General features: G+C 63.7%; 12 protein-coding genes. 6 read left to right on the plus strand and 6 right to left on the minus strand.

Features of this window, described 5'->3' with window-relative positions:
• Positions 1–15: 15 nt before the first annotated feature.
• Complete coding sequence (mprF, locus tag PZL22_RS23970; protein ID WP_284718577.1) at positions 16–2,622, plus strand: bifunctional lysylphosphatidylglycerol flippase/synthetase MprF; 2,607 nt, start codon at positions 16–18, stop codon at positions 2,620–2,622.
• Positions 2,619–4,001, plus strand: coding sequence for a virulence factor (locus tag PZL22_RS23975; RefSeq protein WP_013844268.1), 1,383 nt, complete (start codon positions 2,619–2,621; stop codon positions 3,999–4,001). Before mprF ends, PZL22_RS23975 begins: the two co-directional genes overlap by 4 nt.
• A 9-nt stretch (positions 4,002–4,010) precedes the next feature.
• Here the strand turns inward: PZL22_RS23975 and purN are convergent, their stop codons facing one another.
• Together purN and purM are read right to left on the minus strand one after the other, a co-directional pair.
• Positions 4,011–4,673 carry a phosphoribosylglycinamide formyltransferase gene (purN, locus tag PZL22_RS23980; RefSeq protein ID WP_003529371.1) on the minus strand — a complete coding sequence of 221 codons (663 nt, stop codon included), beginning with the start codon at positions 4,671–4,673 and terminating at the stop codon, positions 4,011–4,013.
• Positions 4,670–5,740 (minus strand): phosphoribosylformylglycinamidine cyclo-ligase, encoded by a 1,071-nt coding sequence (gene purM, locus PZL22_RS23985; RefSeq protein ID WP_003529369.1) that lies wholly within the window; start codon positions 5,738–5,740, stop codon positions 4,670–4,672. Before purM ends, purN begins: the two co-directional genes overlap by 4 nt.
• 245 nt (positions 5,741–5,985) lie before the next feature.
• On the opposite strand from purM, the gene PZL22_RS23990 reads away from it, so the two are divergent.
• The 4 genes from PZL22_RS23990 to ppx all read left to right on the plus strand — a co-directional run bounded on the left by PZL22_RS23990 (position 5,986) and on the right by ppx (position 11,656).
• Positions 5,986–7,101: an AI-2E family transporter gene (locus PZL22_RS23990; RefSeq protein ID WP_010969095.1), complete on the plus strand. Its 1,116-nt coding sequence runs from the start codon at positions 5,986–5,988 to the stop codon at positions 7,099–7,101.
• 55 nt (positions 7,102–7,156) lie between these two features.
• Positions 7,157–7,846 (plus strand): DnaA regulatory inactivator HdaA, encoded by a 690-nt coding sequence (hdaA, locus tag PZL22_RS23995; RefSeq protein WP_010969096.1) that lies wholly within the window; start codon positions 7,157–7,159, stop codon positions 7,844–7,846.
• A 64-nt stretch (positions 7,847–7,910) separates the two neighbouring features.
• On the plus strand, positions 7,911–10,121 hold the full coding sequence (locus PZL22_RS24000) for an RNA degradosome polyphosphate kinase (protein ID WP_003529363.1): 2,211 nt from the start codon (positions 7,911–7,913) through the stop codon (positions 10,119–10,121).
• Positions 10,122–10,132: 11 nt separating this feature from the next.
• Positions 10,133–11,656: an exopolyphosphatase gene (gene ppx / locus PZL22_RS24005; RefSeq protein WP_003529361.1), complete on the plus strand. Its 1,524-nt coding sequence runs from the start codon at positions 10,133–10,135 to the stop codon at positions 11,654–11,656.
• A gap of 136 nt (positions 11,657–11,792) precedes the next feature.
• Here ppx and PZL22_RS24010 read toward each other — a convergent pair whose 3' ends face one another.
• From PZL22_RS24010 to PZL22_RS24025, 4 genes are all read right to left on the minus strand, one after another.
• Entirely contained in the window at positions 11,793–13,151 is a 1,359-nt protein-coding gene (locus tag PZL22_RS24010; RefSeq protein ID WP_003529359.1) for an esterase-like activity of phytase family protein, read from the minus strand.
• 70 nt (positions 13,152–13,221) lie between these two features.
• Positions 13,222–14,313, minus strand: coding sequence for an adenylate cyclase Cya2 (gene cya2 / locus PZL22_RS24015; protein WP_003529357.1), 1,092 nt, complete (start codon positions 14,311–14,313; stop codon positions 13,222–13,224).
• Between the two features lie 203 nt (positions 14,314–14,516).
• The gene (gene rnd, locus PZL22_RS24020; protein WP_003529355.1) at positions 14,517–15,668 is read right to left on the minus strand and encodes a ribonuclease D; all 1,152 of its coding nucleotides are present in this window, start codon (positions 15,666–15,668) and stop codon (positions 14,517–14,519) included.
• Positions 15,669–15,749: 81 nt separating this feature from the next.
• A complete protein-coding gene (locus tag PZL22_RS24025) occupies positions 15,750–17,186 on the minus strand; it encodes a multicopper oxidase family protein (protein WP_003529353.1) in 1,437 nt (478 codons plus the stop codon).
• Positions 17,187–17,218 lie beyond the last annotated feature (32 nt).

Raw genomic sequence — 17,218 nt, forward strand, 5'->3', positions numbered from 1 at the left:
CGCACGGGCGAACCAATGGCGTCCTCCACGGAAGAGTTTGAAGCGGAAGACCAACAGGACCGCGGTGCATGGCGGCTCTTTCTGAGACGCAACCAGCGTTACCTCTCCGCGATAGGCACACTCCTCGTGATCGCGCTCTTCGGCGCGGCGATCTTTCACCTGACGGCCGAGGTGCGATATGACGACGTCGTGTCGGCGCTGGCGGATACGAGCCGGCGATCGGTGGCAACGGCGATCCTGTTCACGGGCCTGAGCTTCCTCGCACTCACCTTCTACGACGTCAGCGCGCTCGATTACATCGAACGCAAGCTTCCCTATCCCGCCGTCGCGCTCACGGCCGCCTGCGCCTATGCCGTCGGCAACACGGCGGGCTTCGGTCCGCTGAGCGGCGGTGCAATCCGCTATCGGTCCTATTCGCGCCTCGGGCTGAAGCCGGAGGAGATCGCCCGTCTCATTGCCTTCGTCACACTCGCCTTCGGGTTGGGTCTCGCGGTGGTCACCTGCTTGAGCCTGCTTGCCGTTGGCGAATACGTGGCGCCGCTGACCGGGATCGATGCGGCATGGCTGCGGGCAATCGCCGTCTTCGTCCTTGCCGGTTTGCTGGTGGTGCTGATCGCCGCTCGCAGCGGTCGCGAGGTCCGCATCGGCCGCCTCGTCTTGCGTCTGCCGGACTCACAAACATGTTCGCGCCAGTTCCTCGTCACGGCGCTCGATCTCGCGGCGTCGGCGACCGTCCTCTATGTCCTTTTGCCCGCCGGAACGGTGGGCTGGCCGGCCTTCCTGGCGATCTATGCCGTGGCGGTCGGCCTCGGCGTGCTCAGCCATGTGCCGGCGGGGCTCGGCGTTTTCGAAGCGGTGATCGTTGCGAGCCTGGGCCGCGCAGCCGGCGTCGATGCGGTGCTCGGTGTACTCGTCCTCTACCGCGTCATCTACCACCTGTTGCCCTTGCTCATCGCCATCGTCGTGATGATCGGCATCGAACTCCGCCAGCTGGCGGGCCACCCGGCAGCCTCCAGCCTTCGCCGCGCCGGCGGCCGGATGACGCCGCTATTGCTTGCCACGCTGGCGCTCGTCCTCGCCCTGATGCTGGTTCTCTCGGGCGTGACGCCGACGCCGGACGAGAACCTGGCCTTTCTTGCGAATTACGTGCCCCTACCGATCATCGAAGGCGCGCATTTCCTTGCGAGCCTTTTGGGTCTGGCGCTGTTCATCGTCGCGCGGGGGCTGGCGCTGCGCCTCGATGGCGCCTGGTGGGCATCGGTCGCGATCGCGTTGGCCGCAATCCTGCTTTCGTTGGTGAAGGCGGTGGCGCTCGGGGAAGCCGGCATGCTCGCCTTCCTTCTTGTCGGGCTTCTCGCAAGTCGGCGGCTCTTCAATCGTCCCGCCTCGCTTTTCGGACAGGCGCTGACGCTGCCGTGGCTTACCGCGCTCGGCGTCATCTGTTTCGGCGCATTCGTCGTCCTGCTCTTTGTCTATCGCGACGTCGCATACAGCCATGAGCTCTGGTGGCAGTTCGAATTCTCGGCGGAAGCGCCGCGCGGGCTCCGCGCCTTCCTGGGAGTGACGATCGGCGCAAGTGCTGTAGCGATCTGGAGCCTGATGCGCCCGGCCGCTGCGGCCGTTGCCCCCGCCTGCGGACAGGAGATGGAGCGGGCGGTCGCCATCGTCGACGCGCAGGACATGTCCGACGCCAACCTCGTGCGCATGGGTGACAAGAGCATCATGTTCTCCGCCGACGGCCGGGCCTTCATCATGTATGGCCGCTGGGCGCGTTCCTGGATTGCGTTGTTCGATCCGGTCGGACCCGTGGATGCCTGGCCGGATCTCATCTGGCAGTTCATCGAGGCGGCGCGCTCCAATGGTTGCCGGGCCGTCTTCTACCAGGTCTCGGCGCGCGGGCTTTCGCATTACGCGGATGCGGGCTTGAGAGCCTTCCGCCTCGGCGAACTTGCCGAGGTCGATCTCCAGCGCCTCGAGATGAAGGGCGGCAAGTGGGCAAACCTGCGCCAGCAGGTGAGCCGTGGCATTCGCGACGGGCTGGAGTTCTCGGTCGTCGCGCCTGCGGAAATACCGGCGATCCTTCCGGAGCTCGGGGCCGTTTCCGATGCTTGGCTCGCCCACCACAATGCGAGGGAGAAGGGCTTTTCCCTCGGCGCCTTCGATCCGCGATACCTGACGGCGCAGCCTGTCGCGATCCTCAAACGGCAGGGTCGCATCGTGGCCTTCGCCAATATTCTGATCACCGGCACCAGGGAGGAGGGCTCGGTCGACCTCATGCGTTTCTCGCCCGAGGCGCCGAAAGGGGCGATGGATTTCCTGTTCGCGCAACTGATGGAATATCTGAAGAACGAGGGCTATCGGCGTTTCAATCTCGGAATGGCGCCGCTGTCGGGCATGTCGGAGCGCCGGCTGGCGCCCGTATGGGACCGCGCCGGCCGGGCATTCTACGAGCACGGCGAGCGCTTCTACAACTTCAAGGGACTGCGCGCCTTCAAGTCCAAGTTTCACCCGCAGTGGCAGCCGCGCTACCTGGTGGCGAGCGGAGGCTTCAACCCGATCCTGGCGCTGATGGATGCGACATTCCTGATCGGCGGCGGCCTGAAGGGAGTGATCAGGAAATGACCCCCATTAAAAGGATCTTGAAGCGTGCAGCCCTGGCGGCACTGATTGCCGGCGCTGCATCCCTTCCGTCTTTTGCCGAAGACGCGGCAAAGTTCGACACCGGCATGATCCCCGCACCGCACATCCTGTTCCCGAAAGAGGCGGCTTCCGGCGCCGTGGTGCTGCTTTCGGACGCCGGCGGCTGGACAGAGAGGGAGGATGCCGTTGCCCGAAAGCTTTCGAGCGAGAAAGCGCTCGTCATCGGCATCGACCTCAAGGCCTATCTGGCAGCCCTCGGCAGGGATGACGGGGACTGCGTCTACACGGTCTCGGACATCGAATCCTTGAGTCAGCAGGTGCAGCGCGCGGCCGGCAGCGGCGCCTATCGGCCGCCTACCGTCGCCGGCGTCGGGGCCGGCGGGGCCATGGCGCTGGCGATCGCCGCACAATCTCCCGCAGCGACCATCGGCCGGACGCTCGCGGTCGATCCCGAAGAGGGTATCGCCCTGACGAAGCAGCTCTGCACTCCTGCCGAAAAGACACGGAAAGGCGACCGCATGGTTTATGGCCTGACCGATGGCGCCTTGCCCGACCCGGTAACCGTCGTCTCTTCGCCGTCCGCGTCGGCTGCCGGACGCGAGCACGTTGCCGCTCTCGCAGCCAAGCATCCGGACGTCGAAGTCCAGGAGAGCGACGAAGACGTCTATGCCGCACTTTCCTCCACGCTTGCGGGGTACATCCAGCAGGAGGACGAAGGGGACAACCCGTTCGGACTCCCCCTGACCGTTCTCGATGCGAAGCCTGCGCGCGATACCATGGCGGTGATCTATTCCGGCGACGGCGGCTGGCGCGACATCGACAAGGAGGTCGGCAATGCCCTGCAGCAGCAGGGCGTGCCCGTCGTCGGGGTGGATTCGCTTCGCTATTTCTGGTCGGAGCGCCAGCCGCAGGCGACGGCGGACGATCTCGCCCGTGTCATCACCTATTACGGCAGGCGGTGGAACGTCCGCAATGTACTGTTGATCGGCTATTCCTTCGGCGCCGACATCCTGCCGCGCACCTACAACCTGCTTCCGTCAGCGACCCGCGCGCGCGTACGGCAGGTAACGCTCATGGCGCTGTCGCATCGCGCCGACTACAAGATCTCCGTCCTCGGCTGGCTCGGCGCCGACGGAGAGGGGAATGCCGGCGACCCGGTCGACGACATCAAGGCGATCGAGCCGGCGCTAGTGCAGTGCATCTACGGCACCGACGAGGAGGACGATGCCTGCCCGGATCTGAAATCCTCCGGCATCGACGTGGTTTCCATCGAGGGAGGCCATCATTTCGATGGCGACTACGCCGCTCTGACACGACGCGTGCTCGATGCGCTCGACCGCCGGCTGGCGATGGGAAGGTGACCCGCTGCCTCAGATGGCGGGGGAAATGAGCGTACCCGTTGCCTCGCCGACGGCATGGCTTACCACCCGGCCGGCTTCCATCCGCACCTTGCCTTCAGCCACGAGCCGAAGCGCCATCGGATAGGTTCTGTGCTCGACGGTAAGGACGCGGGCGGCGAGCGTATCCGCCGTGTCGCCGGAAACGACCGGTACGGCCGCCTGGGCGACGATCGGCCCGTCGTCCATAGCCTCCGTCACGAAATGCACGGTGCAGCCTGCGATCCTCATCCCGGCGTCGATTGCCCGCTGGTGCGTGTGAAGCCCGGGGAAGAGCGGAAGCAGCGACGGGTGGATGTTGAGGATCCGGCCCTCGTAGCGCTGGATGAAGGCCGCAGAAAGAAGGCGCATATAGCCCGCGAGACAGATCACGTCCGGCTGGAGCCGGTCGAGCTCGGCGAGGATTGCTTGCTCGTGCGCTTCCTTGCCCGCAAAATCCTTGCGAACGAAGGAGAAGGTCGGAATGCCGAGCCCGGCCGCCTTGTCGAGGCCACCCGCATCCGCCTTGTCGGCGATCACCGCAATGATCTCGGCCGGAAAATCCGGCGCGGCGGCAGCCTTCGCCAGTGCGATCATGTTGGAGCCGCCGCCGGAAATGAACACGACGACCTTCTTCTTGCCGGCCACCATGCTCATATGGCGAGATTGCCCTTGTAGATCGTGCCGGGCGCGCCCTCGGCGCGTGCGACCATGCGGCCGAGCGTGAAGACCGTTTCGCCTTCGCCGGCAAGCACTGCTGCAACTTTTTCCGCTTCACTCGCCGGAACCACGGCGATCATGCCGACGCCGCAATTGAAGGTGCGCAGCATCTCGTTGGCGGCAACGCCGCCGGTCTTTGCGAGCCAGGAGAAGACGGCCGGCGGCTTGATGGCGCCGAGGTCGATCTCGGCGGCAAGATGCTTCGGCAGCACCCGCGGAATATTCTCGGGGAAGCCGCCGCCGGTGATGTGGGCCAGTGCCTTGATCGCACCCGTCTCGCGGATCGCCTTCAAAAGCGGTTTCACATAGATGCGCGTCGGCGTCATCAGGAGGTCGGCGAGCGTGCCTTGGCCGAAAGGTGCCGGAGCATCCCAGGCGAGGCCCGAGAGCGAAACGATCTTGCGCACCAGCGAATAGCCGTTCGAGTGGACGCCCGAGGAGGCAAGTCCGAGGATGACGTCTCCTTCGGCAATGTCGCCCGCCGGCAGAAGCTGCCCGCGCTCGGCCGCGCCGACTGCAAAGCCGGCAAGATCGTAGTCGCCGCCGGAATACATGCCCGGCATCTCGGCCGTCTCGCCGCCGATCAGCGCGCAGCCTGCCTCGCGGCAGCCGGCGGCGATTCCCGCGACGATCGCGGCGCCCTGGTCGGGATCGAGCTTGCCGGTCGCGAAGTAGTCGAGGAAGAACAGCGGTTCTGCGCCCTGCACCACGAGATCGTTCACGCACATGGCGACGAGGTCGATGCCGACCGTGTCGTGCTTGTCGGCGTCGATAGCGATCTTGAGCTTCGTGCCGACGCCGTCATTGGCTGCGACGAGGACCGGATCGCTGAAACCGGCGGCCTTCAGGTCGAAGAGGCCGCCGAACCCGCCGATCTCGCCATCGGCGCCGGGACGCCGGGTCGAGCGGACATGCGGCTTGATCTTCTCGACCATCAGGTTGCCGGCATCGATATCCACACCTGCGTCGCTGTAGGTGAGGCCGTTCTTTCCCGACTGGCTCATGCTCGCTCTCCAAGGCTCGTCGCTGATTGCGGATGCGATTGGCACGGAGAAGCGAGGAGTGCAAGCGCAGAGGCGCGCCCGATCCTGCATTTTTCGTGAATTCGACTGTGGTCAGCACCTTCTGCCGGCCACAGGCCGTTTGCCCCGTGAGCGCTGCCGGACTTGACCTTGGCGCGCCCCAAGCCCTATCTCGTCCGAACGAAAGACGCGGAAGGTGCGGTGTGCCGCGCGCAACGGGGGCCGTCATGGGCGATCGGGTCAGCAGTATGGGACTTCAGCGCCAGATCTTTTTCTGGCTGCTGGTGCTTGTCGGCTTCATTGCCTTCCTGCTGGTGTTCAGTTCCATTCTTCTGCCCTTCCTCGCCGGCATGGCGCTCGCCTATTTTCTCGATCCTGTAGCCGATCGCCTGGAGCGGCTCGGTCTGAGCCGGCTGATGGCGACGATCGCCATCCTGGTCGCCTTCGTCGTCGTGCTGGCGCTGTCGCTGATGATCATCGTTCCGCTGGTCGTCACGCAGGCTGCCGAATTCATTCAGAAAATGCCGGGTTACATCACCAGGCTTCAGGAATTCCTGACCGACAGCCAGTCGACGCTGTTGCCGGACTGGCTCGCCGGCCAGATGACGACCATCAAGCAGAACTCGGCCAAGCTTTTGGAGCAAGGCGCTAGCTTCCTCGGCACGCTGTTCCAGCAGATCTGGAACTCCGGCTTGGCACTTCTCAATATCCTGTCCCTGTTCGTCATCACCCCTGTCGTCGCCTTCTATCTGCTGCTCGACTGGGACCGTATGGTCGACAGGGTCGACAGCTGGATACCGCGCGATTACGTCGAGGTCGTGCGGCAGATCGCTCGCGACATGAATACGACCATCGCCGGATTTGTCCGCGGCCAGGGCTCGCTCTGCCTGATCCTCGGCCTCTATTACGGGATCGGGCTGACGATGGTGGGGCTCAATTTCGGCCTCCTGATCGGCCTCTTCGCCGGCATGATCAGTTTCATTCCCTATGTGGGATCGCTGGTCGGCCTCGTGCTTGCGCTCGGCGTCGCGCTCGTTCAGTTCTGGCCGGACTATGTCTGGATCCTTTTGGTTCTCGCCGTTTTCTTCAGCGGCCAGTTTCTCGAAGGCAATATTCTGCAGCCGAAACTGGTCGGCAAAAGCGTCGGGCTGCACCCGGTCTGGCTGATGTTCGCCCTGCTTGCGTTCGGCGCGCTCTTCGGCTTCGTCGGCCTGCTCGTGGCGGTGCCCGCGGCGGCCGCGATCGGTGTGCTTGTCCGCTTCGGCATCCAGCGGTACCTTGATAGCGATCTCTATCACGGGCATAGAACAGCCGTTCACAAGGAGCCGGAGAGCCACGGCTAGAGCTTTTCGGTGCGGAAGTGCGTAGCTTCAAAATGTGAATGCTCACGGGTAATGCATGAAGAGACATCTGTCCGAACAATTGCCTTTGGTCTTTGGCCATGCGCCCGCAACCGGTCGCGACGACCTGCTCGTCTCGGACCGGTTGAGCGCGGCCATTTCCATCGTCGATCACTGGCCCGCCTGGCCGTCGCCGGTGGTCATCATCTGCGGGCCGGTCGGTTCCGGCAAATCGCACCTTGCGGGCATCTGGCGCGAAAAGGCCAGAGCGGAGCCGATACATCCCTTTGCCGGCTCGAACGCCGCCGATATCGCCGCGGAAAAGCCGGTCCTCTTCGAGGATGCCGACCGGCAGGGCTTCGACGATGCGGCTCTCTTCCATGTCATCAACAGCGTGCGCCAGAACGGCACGGCGCTTTTGATGACGTCACGGCTATGGCCGATGTCATGGCCGGTGGGGCTTCCTGACCTCAAGTCGCGCCTCAAGGCTGCCACCGTGGTCGAAATCGGCGAGCCCGACGACGAATTGCTCGTGCAGGTGCTCACCAAGCTTTTTGCCGACCGCCAGCTCCTGGTCGACGAGCGCCTGGTCGGCTACGTCGTCGCGCGGATGGAACGCTCGCTGGAGGCGGCACAGACCATCGTCGAGCGGATAGATCATCTGGCGCTTGCGCGCGGAACGCGGCCGACCCGCGCCCTGGCGGCGGAAGTCCTGGAAGAGCTTGCAAATACAAGCCTCTCCGATTGACTGTCACAGTTCCGTCGTCAAACTGGGTTAGCTCGTTCGTTCGGAGTAATGGGGCTTTACAGGCATGGACAGCGCAACGTCTGCAATCACGGAACACGAGGCATCTGCCGAGCAGAAGCGTGAGGCGCCGGCCGAGGCGCTGGACCTTCTCAAGAGCCCCGAGCGCTTCGTCAACCGCGAGTTCTCCTGGCTTCAGTTCAACCGCCGGGTCCTCGAGGAGACGCTGAACACGGCGCATCCCCTTCTGGAGCGCGTCCGTTTTCTATCGATCTCCGCCGCCAATCTCGATGAATTCTTCATGGTCCGCGTCGCGGGTCTGGAGGGCCAGGTCCGTTCCGGGCTTTCGCTGCGCAGCCCGGACGGCCTGACGCCGGCGGAAACGCTCGAGAGCATTCTGACGGAGGTCGACAATCTGCAGATGGAGCAGCAGGCATCGCTTGCCGTCCTGCAGCAATATCTCGCCAAGGAAGATATCCTCATCGTCCGTCCGGCTTCGCTTTCCGCGCAGGATCGCAGCTGGCTCGCGAATGAATTCGACCAGGCGATCTTCCCCGTGCTGACGCCGCTCTCGATCGACCCGGCACATCCGTTCCCGTTCATTCCCAATCTCGGCTTCTCGATCGGCCTGCAGCTCGTCAGCAAGACCGGGCGCGACCCGATGACGGCACTGCTGCGCCTGCCCGTGGCGCTCGATCGCTTCGTTCGCCTGCCGGACGTCAAGAACGTCATCCGCTACATCACCCTCGAAGACGTCGTCAGCCAGTTCATCGACCGGCTTTTCCCCGGCTACGAGGTGAAGGGGTCGGGCACGTTCCGCATCATTCGAGACAGCGACATCGAAGTCGAGGAGGAAGCCGAAGACCTCGTGCGCCTTTTCGAGACGGCCCTCAAGCGCCGCCGTCGCGGGTCGGTGATCCGTATCGAGACCGATTCCGAAATGCCGGCTTCGCTGCGTCAGTTCGTCGTGCAGGAACTCGGCGTTCCCGAAAATCGCGTCGCGGTACTGCCTGGCCTGCTGGCGCTGAATACGCTTTCGGAAATCACCAAGGCGCCGCGCGAGGATCTGCGCTTCGAGCCCTACAACCCGCGCTTCCCGGAACGCGTACGCGAACACGCGGGCGACTGTCTTGCGGCCATCCGCGAAAAGGACATGGTGGTCCACCACCCCTACGAATCTTTCGACGTCGTCGTGCAGTTCCTGCTGCAGGCTGCGCGCGATCCGGACGTACTGGCGATCAAGCAGACGCTCTACCGGACCTCGAACGACAGCCCGATCGTGCGCGCGCTGATCGATGCCGCCGAGGCCGGCAAGTCGGTGACCGCGCTTGTCGAGCTGAAGGCGCGCTTCGACGAGGAGGCAAATATCCGCTGGGCGCGCGACCTCGAGCGCGCCGGCGTGCAGGTGGTTTTCGGCTTCATCGAATTGAAGACCCACGCAAAGATGTCGATGGTGGTGCGCCGGGAGGAGGGCAAGCTCAGGACCTATTGCCATCTCGGTACCGGCAACTACCACCCGGTCACGGCGAAAATCTACACCGACCTGTCGTTCTTCACCTGCAACCCGGTGATCGCCCACGACATGGCGAACATCTTCAACTTCATCACCGGCTACGGCGAGCCGGAAGGGGGCATGAAACTCGCGGTCTCACCGCATACGCTGCGTCCGCGCATCCTCAAGCACATCGAGGAGGAGATCGTCCATGCGCAAGCCGGGCGTCCGGCGTCGATCTGGATGAAGATGAACTCCCTGGTGGATCCGGAAATCATCGATGCGCTCTACAAGGCAAGCTGCGCGGGCGTCGTGATCGATCTCGTCGTGCGCGGCATCTGCTGTCTCAGGCCGCAGGTGCCCGGGCTCTCCGACAACATCCGCGTCAAATCCATCGTCGGCCGCTTCCTGGAGCATTCAAGAATTTTCTGCTTCGGCAACGGACATGGACTTCCATCGGAGAATGCGCTTGTCTATATCGGCTCGGCAGATATGATGCCGCGCAATCTGGATAGGCGGGTGGAGACGCTCGTTCCTCTCATCAACCGCACTGTGCACGAACAGGTTCTTTCGCAGATCATGCTGGGCAATCTCATCGACAACCAGCAGAGCTACGAGATTCTTCCGGACGGCACCTCGCGCCGCATGGAAGTCGGCAAGGACGCCGAGCCGTTCAACGCTCAGCATTATTTCATGACCAATCCGAGCCTTTCGGGCCGGGGTGAGGCTCTGAAATCCAGTGCACCGAAGCTGATCGCCGGCTGGAAGAGCGGCTGGCACAAGTAAACTGGAATTGCATGGTCGAATCTGAAGCGCAGGGACGTCTGCCCGGTATCCGCCCGGTCTCCGTTGTGGATATCGGCTCCAACTCCATTCGTCTCGTCGTCTATGAAGGGCTGAGCCGTTCGCCGGCGATGCTTTTCAACGAGAAGGTGATGTGCGGCCTCGGCAAGGGCATCGATGCGACCGGCCGAATGGAGGAGGAAAGCGTGGCGAGGGCGCTGAGGGCGCTGCACCGCTTTCGTGCGCTCTCCGACCAAGCGCGCGCGACCGAGATGTATGTGCTCGCGACCGCTGCGGCGCGGGAGGCCACTAACGGAGCGGCCTTCATCGAAAGGGCGGAAGCCATCCTCGGGCAAAGGGTGAAGATCCTGAGCGGTGAGGAGGAAGCCTATTATTCGGCGATGGGCATCGTCAGCAGCTACCACGAGCCGGATGGCGTCGTCGGCGATCTCGGCGGCGGCTCGCTCGAGCTTGTCGATGTAAACGGCAAGCGGATCGGCAAAGGCATAACGCTGCCGCTGGGCGGCATTCGCCTCTTCGAACATTCGAGCGGCTCGCTCAGCAAGGCGCGGACCTGGGTACGCAAGTTCATGAAAAATGCCGAGGTCCTGAAGAAGGGGACCGGACGCACGTTCTACGCCGTGGGCGGAACCTGGCGAGCGATCGCCAAGCTGCACATGGAGATGCACAATTACCCGCTGCACATGATGCAGGGTTACGAAATCTCCTATGACGAAGCGCTGGCGATCCTCGCCGAAGTGATCGAGCCGAAGAATATCAAGCCCTCCGCCTATGCGACGATTTCCAAGAGCCGCCGGAGCCTGCTGCCCTACGGGGCGGTGACGATGCAGGAGGCAATCTCCATCATGCAACCCGAGCGAATCTCCTTTTCCGCGCTGGGCGTCCGCGAGGGCTATCTCTTTTCGCTGCTTTCCGAGGAGGAGCGCCGGCAGGACCCGCTGCTGACCGCTGCCAACGAACTCGCCATCCTTCGCGCCCGCTCGCCCGAGCATGCGCGCGAGCTCGCCGAATGGACCGGCCGCCTGGTGCCGTTCTTCGGCGTCGAGGAGACGGAAGAGGAGAGGCGCTACCGTCAGGCCGCCTGTTTGTTGGCGGATATCAGCTGGCGGGCGCATCCCGACTATCGCGGTCTGCAGGCGCTGAACATCATTGCGCACTCGGCCTTCACGGGTATCACCCATGCGGGGCGGGCCTATATCGCGCTCGCGAATTACTATCGCTTCGAAGGGCTCAACGACGACGGCGCCACGAGCCCGCTCGCCGGCATCACGACGCCGCGCCTGCACGAACTGGCCAAGCTCCTGGGCGGGCTGTTGCGCGTCGCCTATCTCTTTTCGGCCTCCATGCCGGGTGTGGCGCGCCACCTCACGCTCCGGCGATCTTCGAAGCCCGACATCGATCTCGAATTCGTCGTCCCGGCAGCCTATGCCGACTTCGAGGGCGAACGCCTCGACGGCCGGCTCCAGCAGCTCGGCAAGCTTACCGGCAAGAAGCTCGCCTTCTCCTTCGAGCGCTAATTGCTCTTTCGAACGTTCGCGCTCGACGCGCCAAGGACGTGCGGCACAACCGTGCGCCCTCAACCCTGTGCCCACATCCCTGTGCCCACATCCCTGTGCTTGCCTTGTCACAGGGATGAGGGCAGGAGGAGTGGGTCTATTCGGCCTTCAGGAATTCGCCCACTTCGAGCAACACGAATTCATTGTCGTCCGCCTTGTCGAGGGAACGCCCGGCGGAGAAAGGCAGGTTGTTGTCGTTGCCGACGATGATATGCGTCTCGTCCACGCGGTCGACATTCTCGATGGTGACGAAGGGCATGTCGTAATAGCCCTCGCCGCCGCCCTGGCGCTTGCGGTTGTCCGGATCGGCGATTTTCAGCAGGTCGACATAGCCGATCTTGCGCACGGCCTTGCCGACGTTTTCATCGTCCATGGCAATCTTGTAGACACGCTTCAGCTTCGACCCGACGGCGAAGCAATCCGGCTGCGGGTTCTTGGGGTCCGCGCAGGCCTTGTCGACGGTGCCGGCGCCGTTGTCGCGCTCGATCACCAGCGCAGTCTTCTCGTCGAGCATGTTGAAATCGCCGATCGCTTCACCGCCTTCGGCCAGCGGATACAGCCAGCTGCGCCCGGTCCAGGCCTTGCTGCCGGCGTCGAGCTCGACGATCCGCAGCGCCGGCCGGCCCTCCGCCTCTTCCACCGACTCGCTGTCTGCCCAGATCGGCCCTTCGAGCAGTCCGTAGAGCTTCGAGCCGTCCTTCGAAAGTGCCAGACCTTCGTAACCGCCGGAGCGCTTCAGGTTGAAGTCCGGTGCCTTCTTGGAGGGGTCTGCCTGCAGCGTCAGTGCCGGATTGTCGGGCGAGAGCACGGGCTTGCCGCCGACAACAGTCGCGATGACGTCGGTGAGCTTGCCGTCAAGGTCGAACTTCAGGATGTAGGGGCCAAATTCCTCACCGACCCAGAAGCCGTCGGCGACCGGCTGGATGGATTCGACGTCGAAGTCGCCGCCCGTGAGATAGCGGGTGGCCGAGCCTTCCATGACGATGGGGAAGGGGGCCTTGCGCTCGGGGTCGGACAGGAACAGGGTCTTCAACGCCTCGACCCTGCCGGCGTCCCAGTCGATCTTGAGATGGTGGAGCATCAGCATGGCGTCGGTCGAGTTGAGCTTGTTGCCGAAGCCGTTGTCCGAAAGGCTCCAGAAAGTGCCGTCCTCCATCGCCTTGATGCCGGAGAAGCCCTGCATCGGCTGGCCGTTGAAGGGAAGCGACAAACCGGTCGGGCGAACGCCATCCTTGCCGGCGACGCTGCCCAGTTCGGCGGCGCGCTTGCGGTCGGCGGTCGAGAACTTGCCCGAGGTCTTGAGGTAGTCCGCGGCATCCGCCGGCGCGGCGACGATGGTGTTTGCGGGAAGGATCGCATGCGCCTCGAGCCTTGCAGGGAAGGCCTTTTCCTCGGCAAGCGCGGCGCTCGACGCCAGCAGGGTCAGCGCCATGGCGGCAAGGATGGATTTAGTCATAAGTTCACCTCGGGTTGGAGTGCAGGTGAACCCGATAGGCGGCTTCGATGACAACTGTTTGATGTTTGTCTTACAGCGAGGTGAAAGCCTCGGCGGCCGGACTGCCAACGGGCTCCCCGGCTGGTTCCGTGGCGCCGTCGCCGCTGAGCGAACCGGCTGTGAGCGACAGAACCGCGAGCTTCTGGCCACGACCTTTGACCTCGTGCTCGCCGAGATCCTCGGCGCGCACGAAGACGGGCGGGCGCAAGCGCCGCAGCAGATCGGCTGAGATCAAGACCTGACGGTTTAGCGTTCGGCACAGGCCCTCGAGGCGTGCCGTCGTGTTCACGGTGTCGCCGAAATAGGTGATCTTGTGCTTGTCGACGCCGATCTCCGCGGCAACGATCGTGCCGCCATGCAGAGCGGCACGCAGGCGCGGCACCTCGCCGTAGTCTTTTCGCCAGCGATGGGCGTCCGCTTCGATCTGCTCCAGAATGTCGAACACGCAGCGGATGCAGGCTGCATCCGCGACAGCGCGATCGTAAGGCCAGGTGATCACGGCAGCATCGCCGACATAGTCGTCGATGGACCCGCCATAGCGCAGCACGGGATCAGCCATGGCTGCAAACAGCTTGCCCAAATATTCCTGCATGCGCAGGTCGCCGAAGCGCTCGGCAAGCGATGTCGATCCGGCGAGATCGATGAAAAGAAACACGCGTTCCTCCTGCACCGGCTTGCGGTATCGTCCGGTCAGGAGACTCAGGAAAACGTCGCGGCCGAGCAATTCGCGCACCCTGAGCACGAAGATGATCGGACCGGAGGTCGCAAGTGCGTACACCAGCACGTTGAGCGATGGCAGCATCGCGTCCGTCCTGCTTTCACGCATGACGCCGGCGACGTGCAAAAGCAGCCCGGCGGCTGCATATCCGACGTTGACGAATATGAAGTAGACGGCGAGGGACGAGAGAAGAAACGCCGGCGTCGGCGATCCGTGGATTCTCCGGTAAAGGCGCCGGAAGATTATGTGCCGTTCAAAGGCGAGAATCGGCATGCACATGAAGAGCGCATAGGTTGCGCCGATCAGGCCGCCGCCTCCGTAGACGACCCACGCATAGGCCATGCCGCTGCCGGCGACGACGAGCAGCAACAGGATGATCTCGAGCGTGGAAAATCTCCAGCGCATGTGACAGCCTCGAAATCGAGAATTTACAGCGCCGCGCGTCTTATCAGGCACGCAAAGGTCGCCGGAGCAATTTGAATTGCTACATGTTGTCCTGAAAGGACACATGCAGTTGAAGCCCGCGGGGCCGGGCGGCGGCGATCAGCCCTCGAAATGTCTCGGCTAAGCTCAGATTCGGGCGGAAAGTTGTCGTCGAGCGGCGGTTTTCAACCGTCGATTTCCATCGCCTCGACCTTTTTGTCGACGAAGCGCAATGCCACCTCGCCGTTGATGAGTTTCAGCGCCGTCATGCCGAAGAGCTCACGCCGCCAGCCCTTGAGCGCGGCGACGTCCGCACCTTCGCCCTCGGCTGCGATCCTGTCGAGATCGTCGCTGTTGGCGATGATCTTGGCCGCGACTCCCTCCTTTTCGGAGATGAGTTTCAGCAGCACCTTGAGCAGCTCGCTCGCCGCCGCAGCGCCCTCGGGTGCGTGATTCTGGCGCGGCAGGCGCGGCAGCTCGCCCCTCGGGATCGCAAGGGCTTCGCCGACGGCCTCGATGAGGGCCGTCCCCGCGCTGGAGCGCTCCCAACCCTTGGGAATGGTCCTGAGGCGTCCGAGCGCCTCGGCATCCTTCGGCTGCTGCTGCGCGATCTCATAGATCGCATCATCCTTGATAATTCGCCCGCGCGGCACGTTGCGCGCCCGCGCCTCGCGTTCGCGCCACGCCGCCACCTTTTGCAGGACGGCGAGCTCGATGGGTTTCTTCACCCGCATCTTCAGCCGCTGCCAGGCATTGTCCGGGTGGAGATCGTAGGTCTCCCGGCTTTCGAGGATCGCCATTTCCTCCGCAAGCCATGAGGAGCGTCCCTCGCGATCCAGTTCCTTGGTGAGGTACTGGTAGATATCCCTCAGATGCGTCACGTCCGCCAGCGCATAGTCGAGCTGCTTGTCGGTGAGCGGTCTGCGGCTCCAATCGGTGAAGCGGGACGACTTGTCGATCTGCTCGTTCTTGATGCGGTTGACGAGCTGGTCATAGGACACGCTGTCACCGAAGCCGCAAACCATCGCGGCCACCTGCGTATCGAAGATCGGATGAGGAATGAGATTTCCGAGATGGTGGATGATCTCGATGTCCTGCCTGGCGGCGTGGAACACCTTCACGACATCCGGGTTGCTCATCAGCGCGAAGAACGGGGCGAGGTCGATCCCGGGTGCCATCGGATCGACGATCACTGCCATTTCCGGGCTTGCCATCTGAATGAGGCACAGCACCGGCCAGAACGTGGTTTCGCGCAGGAACTCCGTATCGATCGTAATATAGCTTGAACGGGCCAGCTCTCGGCAGGCGGCCTCAAGATCTGCTGTCGTTTGAATCATCGGGCTTTAATCACTGTGGCAAAAATGCGGCTTTGAGTTTTCCCGTGTACCGTTTCACGGCACCTGTCACAATCGAAATTGTCAGGCGACCCGGAAATAAGCCGACATCCCGGTCTTTTGATGTTCGATGATATGGCAATGGAAGACCCAGTCGCCGGGATTGTCCGCGACCAGTGCGAGCTGCGCCTGTTCGTCCGGCAAGAGCAGGATCGTGTCGGTCGGCGGCGGCAGCAGGCTCCGCCTGTTAGAGGCGAGGATGCGGAAGCTCAGCCCATGCAGATGGATCGGATGGGCATGCGGCGTACGGTTGGCGATCTCCAGCACATAGCTTTTCCCGAATTTGAGTTCCTCGATGGGGGCGACCGGATCGGGCGTGTCACCTGGCCACGGAACCTTGTTGATCGCCCAGAACGTATAACCGAGCGAGCCGCAGATCGAAGCGGCCGGCTCGTGCTCGGCAGTAGCGGTCAGGTCGATCGGAATACGCTTGGCCGTGGAAATGTCGGCTTCGGCAACGGGGTTCGGGGGCAGAGGTGCGATATCCCCGAGCTCCCGCTTCAGCGAAGTGCCGACTGCCCGGAAGGCTGCGATCGTCCAGGGGCTGGAGCCGCGGAAATTGCCAAGCCGTGCGTGCTGGCCCTCGCTCTGCGGCATGCGGAGGGCAAGATCGACGCGCTGGCCGGGGCCGAGGTCGAGCCGGTCGAGCGCGAAGGGGATTTCGACCGGGTTGCCGTCGAGGGCGATCACCCTGGCCTCTGCGCCTTCGAGCCCGATCGTGTAGATGCGCGTAACGTCGGTTGCGGCGATTCTCACGCGGGCGAGCCCGCCGGCGGGAGCTTCGTAGACCGGCTCGCGCTGCCAGTTCGCGGTTCTCACCGTTCCATAGGTCCCGCCGCGCGCCGCATCCCGCGGTTTGAAAGGGGCGATGAACTCGCCGCTCGCGCCGAGCCGCCAGTCCCTGAGGTTGAGAACGATCTCGGAATCGAAGCTCGGATCCTCCGGGTTCTCGACGACGATCACGCCAGTCAGGCCGCTCCCCATCTGCATCAGCGTATTGCAGTGCGGGTGGTACCAGAAGGTGCCGGCGTCCGGCGGTGTGAAGAGATAGTCGAAGCCGTCGCCGGGATAGACATAGGGCTGCGTCATTTCCGGCACGCCGTCCATCGCATTGGCGATCCTCAGTCCATGCCAGTGGACGGTCGTCGGCTCGTCCAGACGGTTGACCAGCCTCGCCGCGAAGGGCTCGCCCTTGCGCATCCTCAGAACGGGCGGCATGGCGGCGCTTGCCGGATCGCCCGGATCATCGGTCATGACCCGGGGATCATAGGAGATGACCCCGGGATCATAGGTCATGACCCGGGGGGTGACGCCGCCGGCCGCGATCTCCGCCTCGGCGAACCGCGCCGTCAGGATCTGCGGATCGGGGGCTGCGCCCGCCCTCGCGGCGAGACCGGCGCCAAGCGTGAAGGCGCCGCCAAGCGCGGCTGAACCCTGGAGAAACATTCGGCGATTGAGCATCGGTATCTTTGCGTGTCTATTTCCGGAGGGAG

This window comes from Ensifer meliloti (assembly GCF_030064585.1).
Taxonomy (GTDB): Bacteria; Pseudomonadota; Alphaproteobacteria; order Rhizobiales; family Rhizobiaceae; genus Sinorhizobium; species Sinorhizobium meliloti.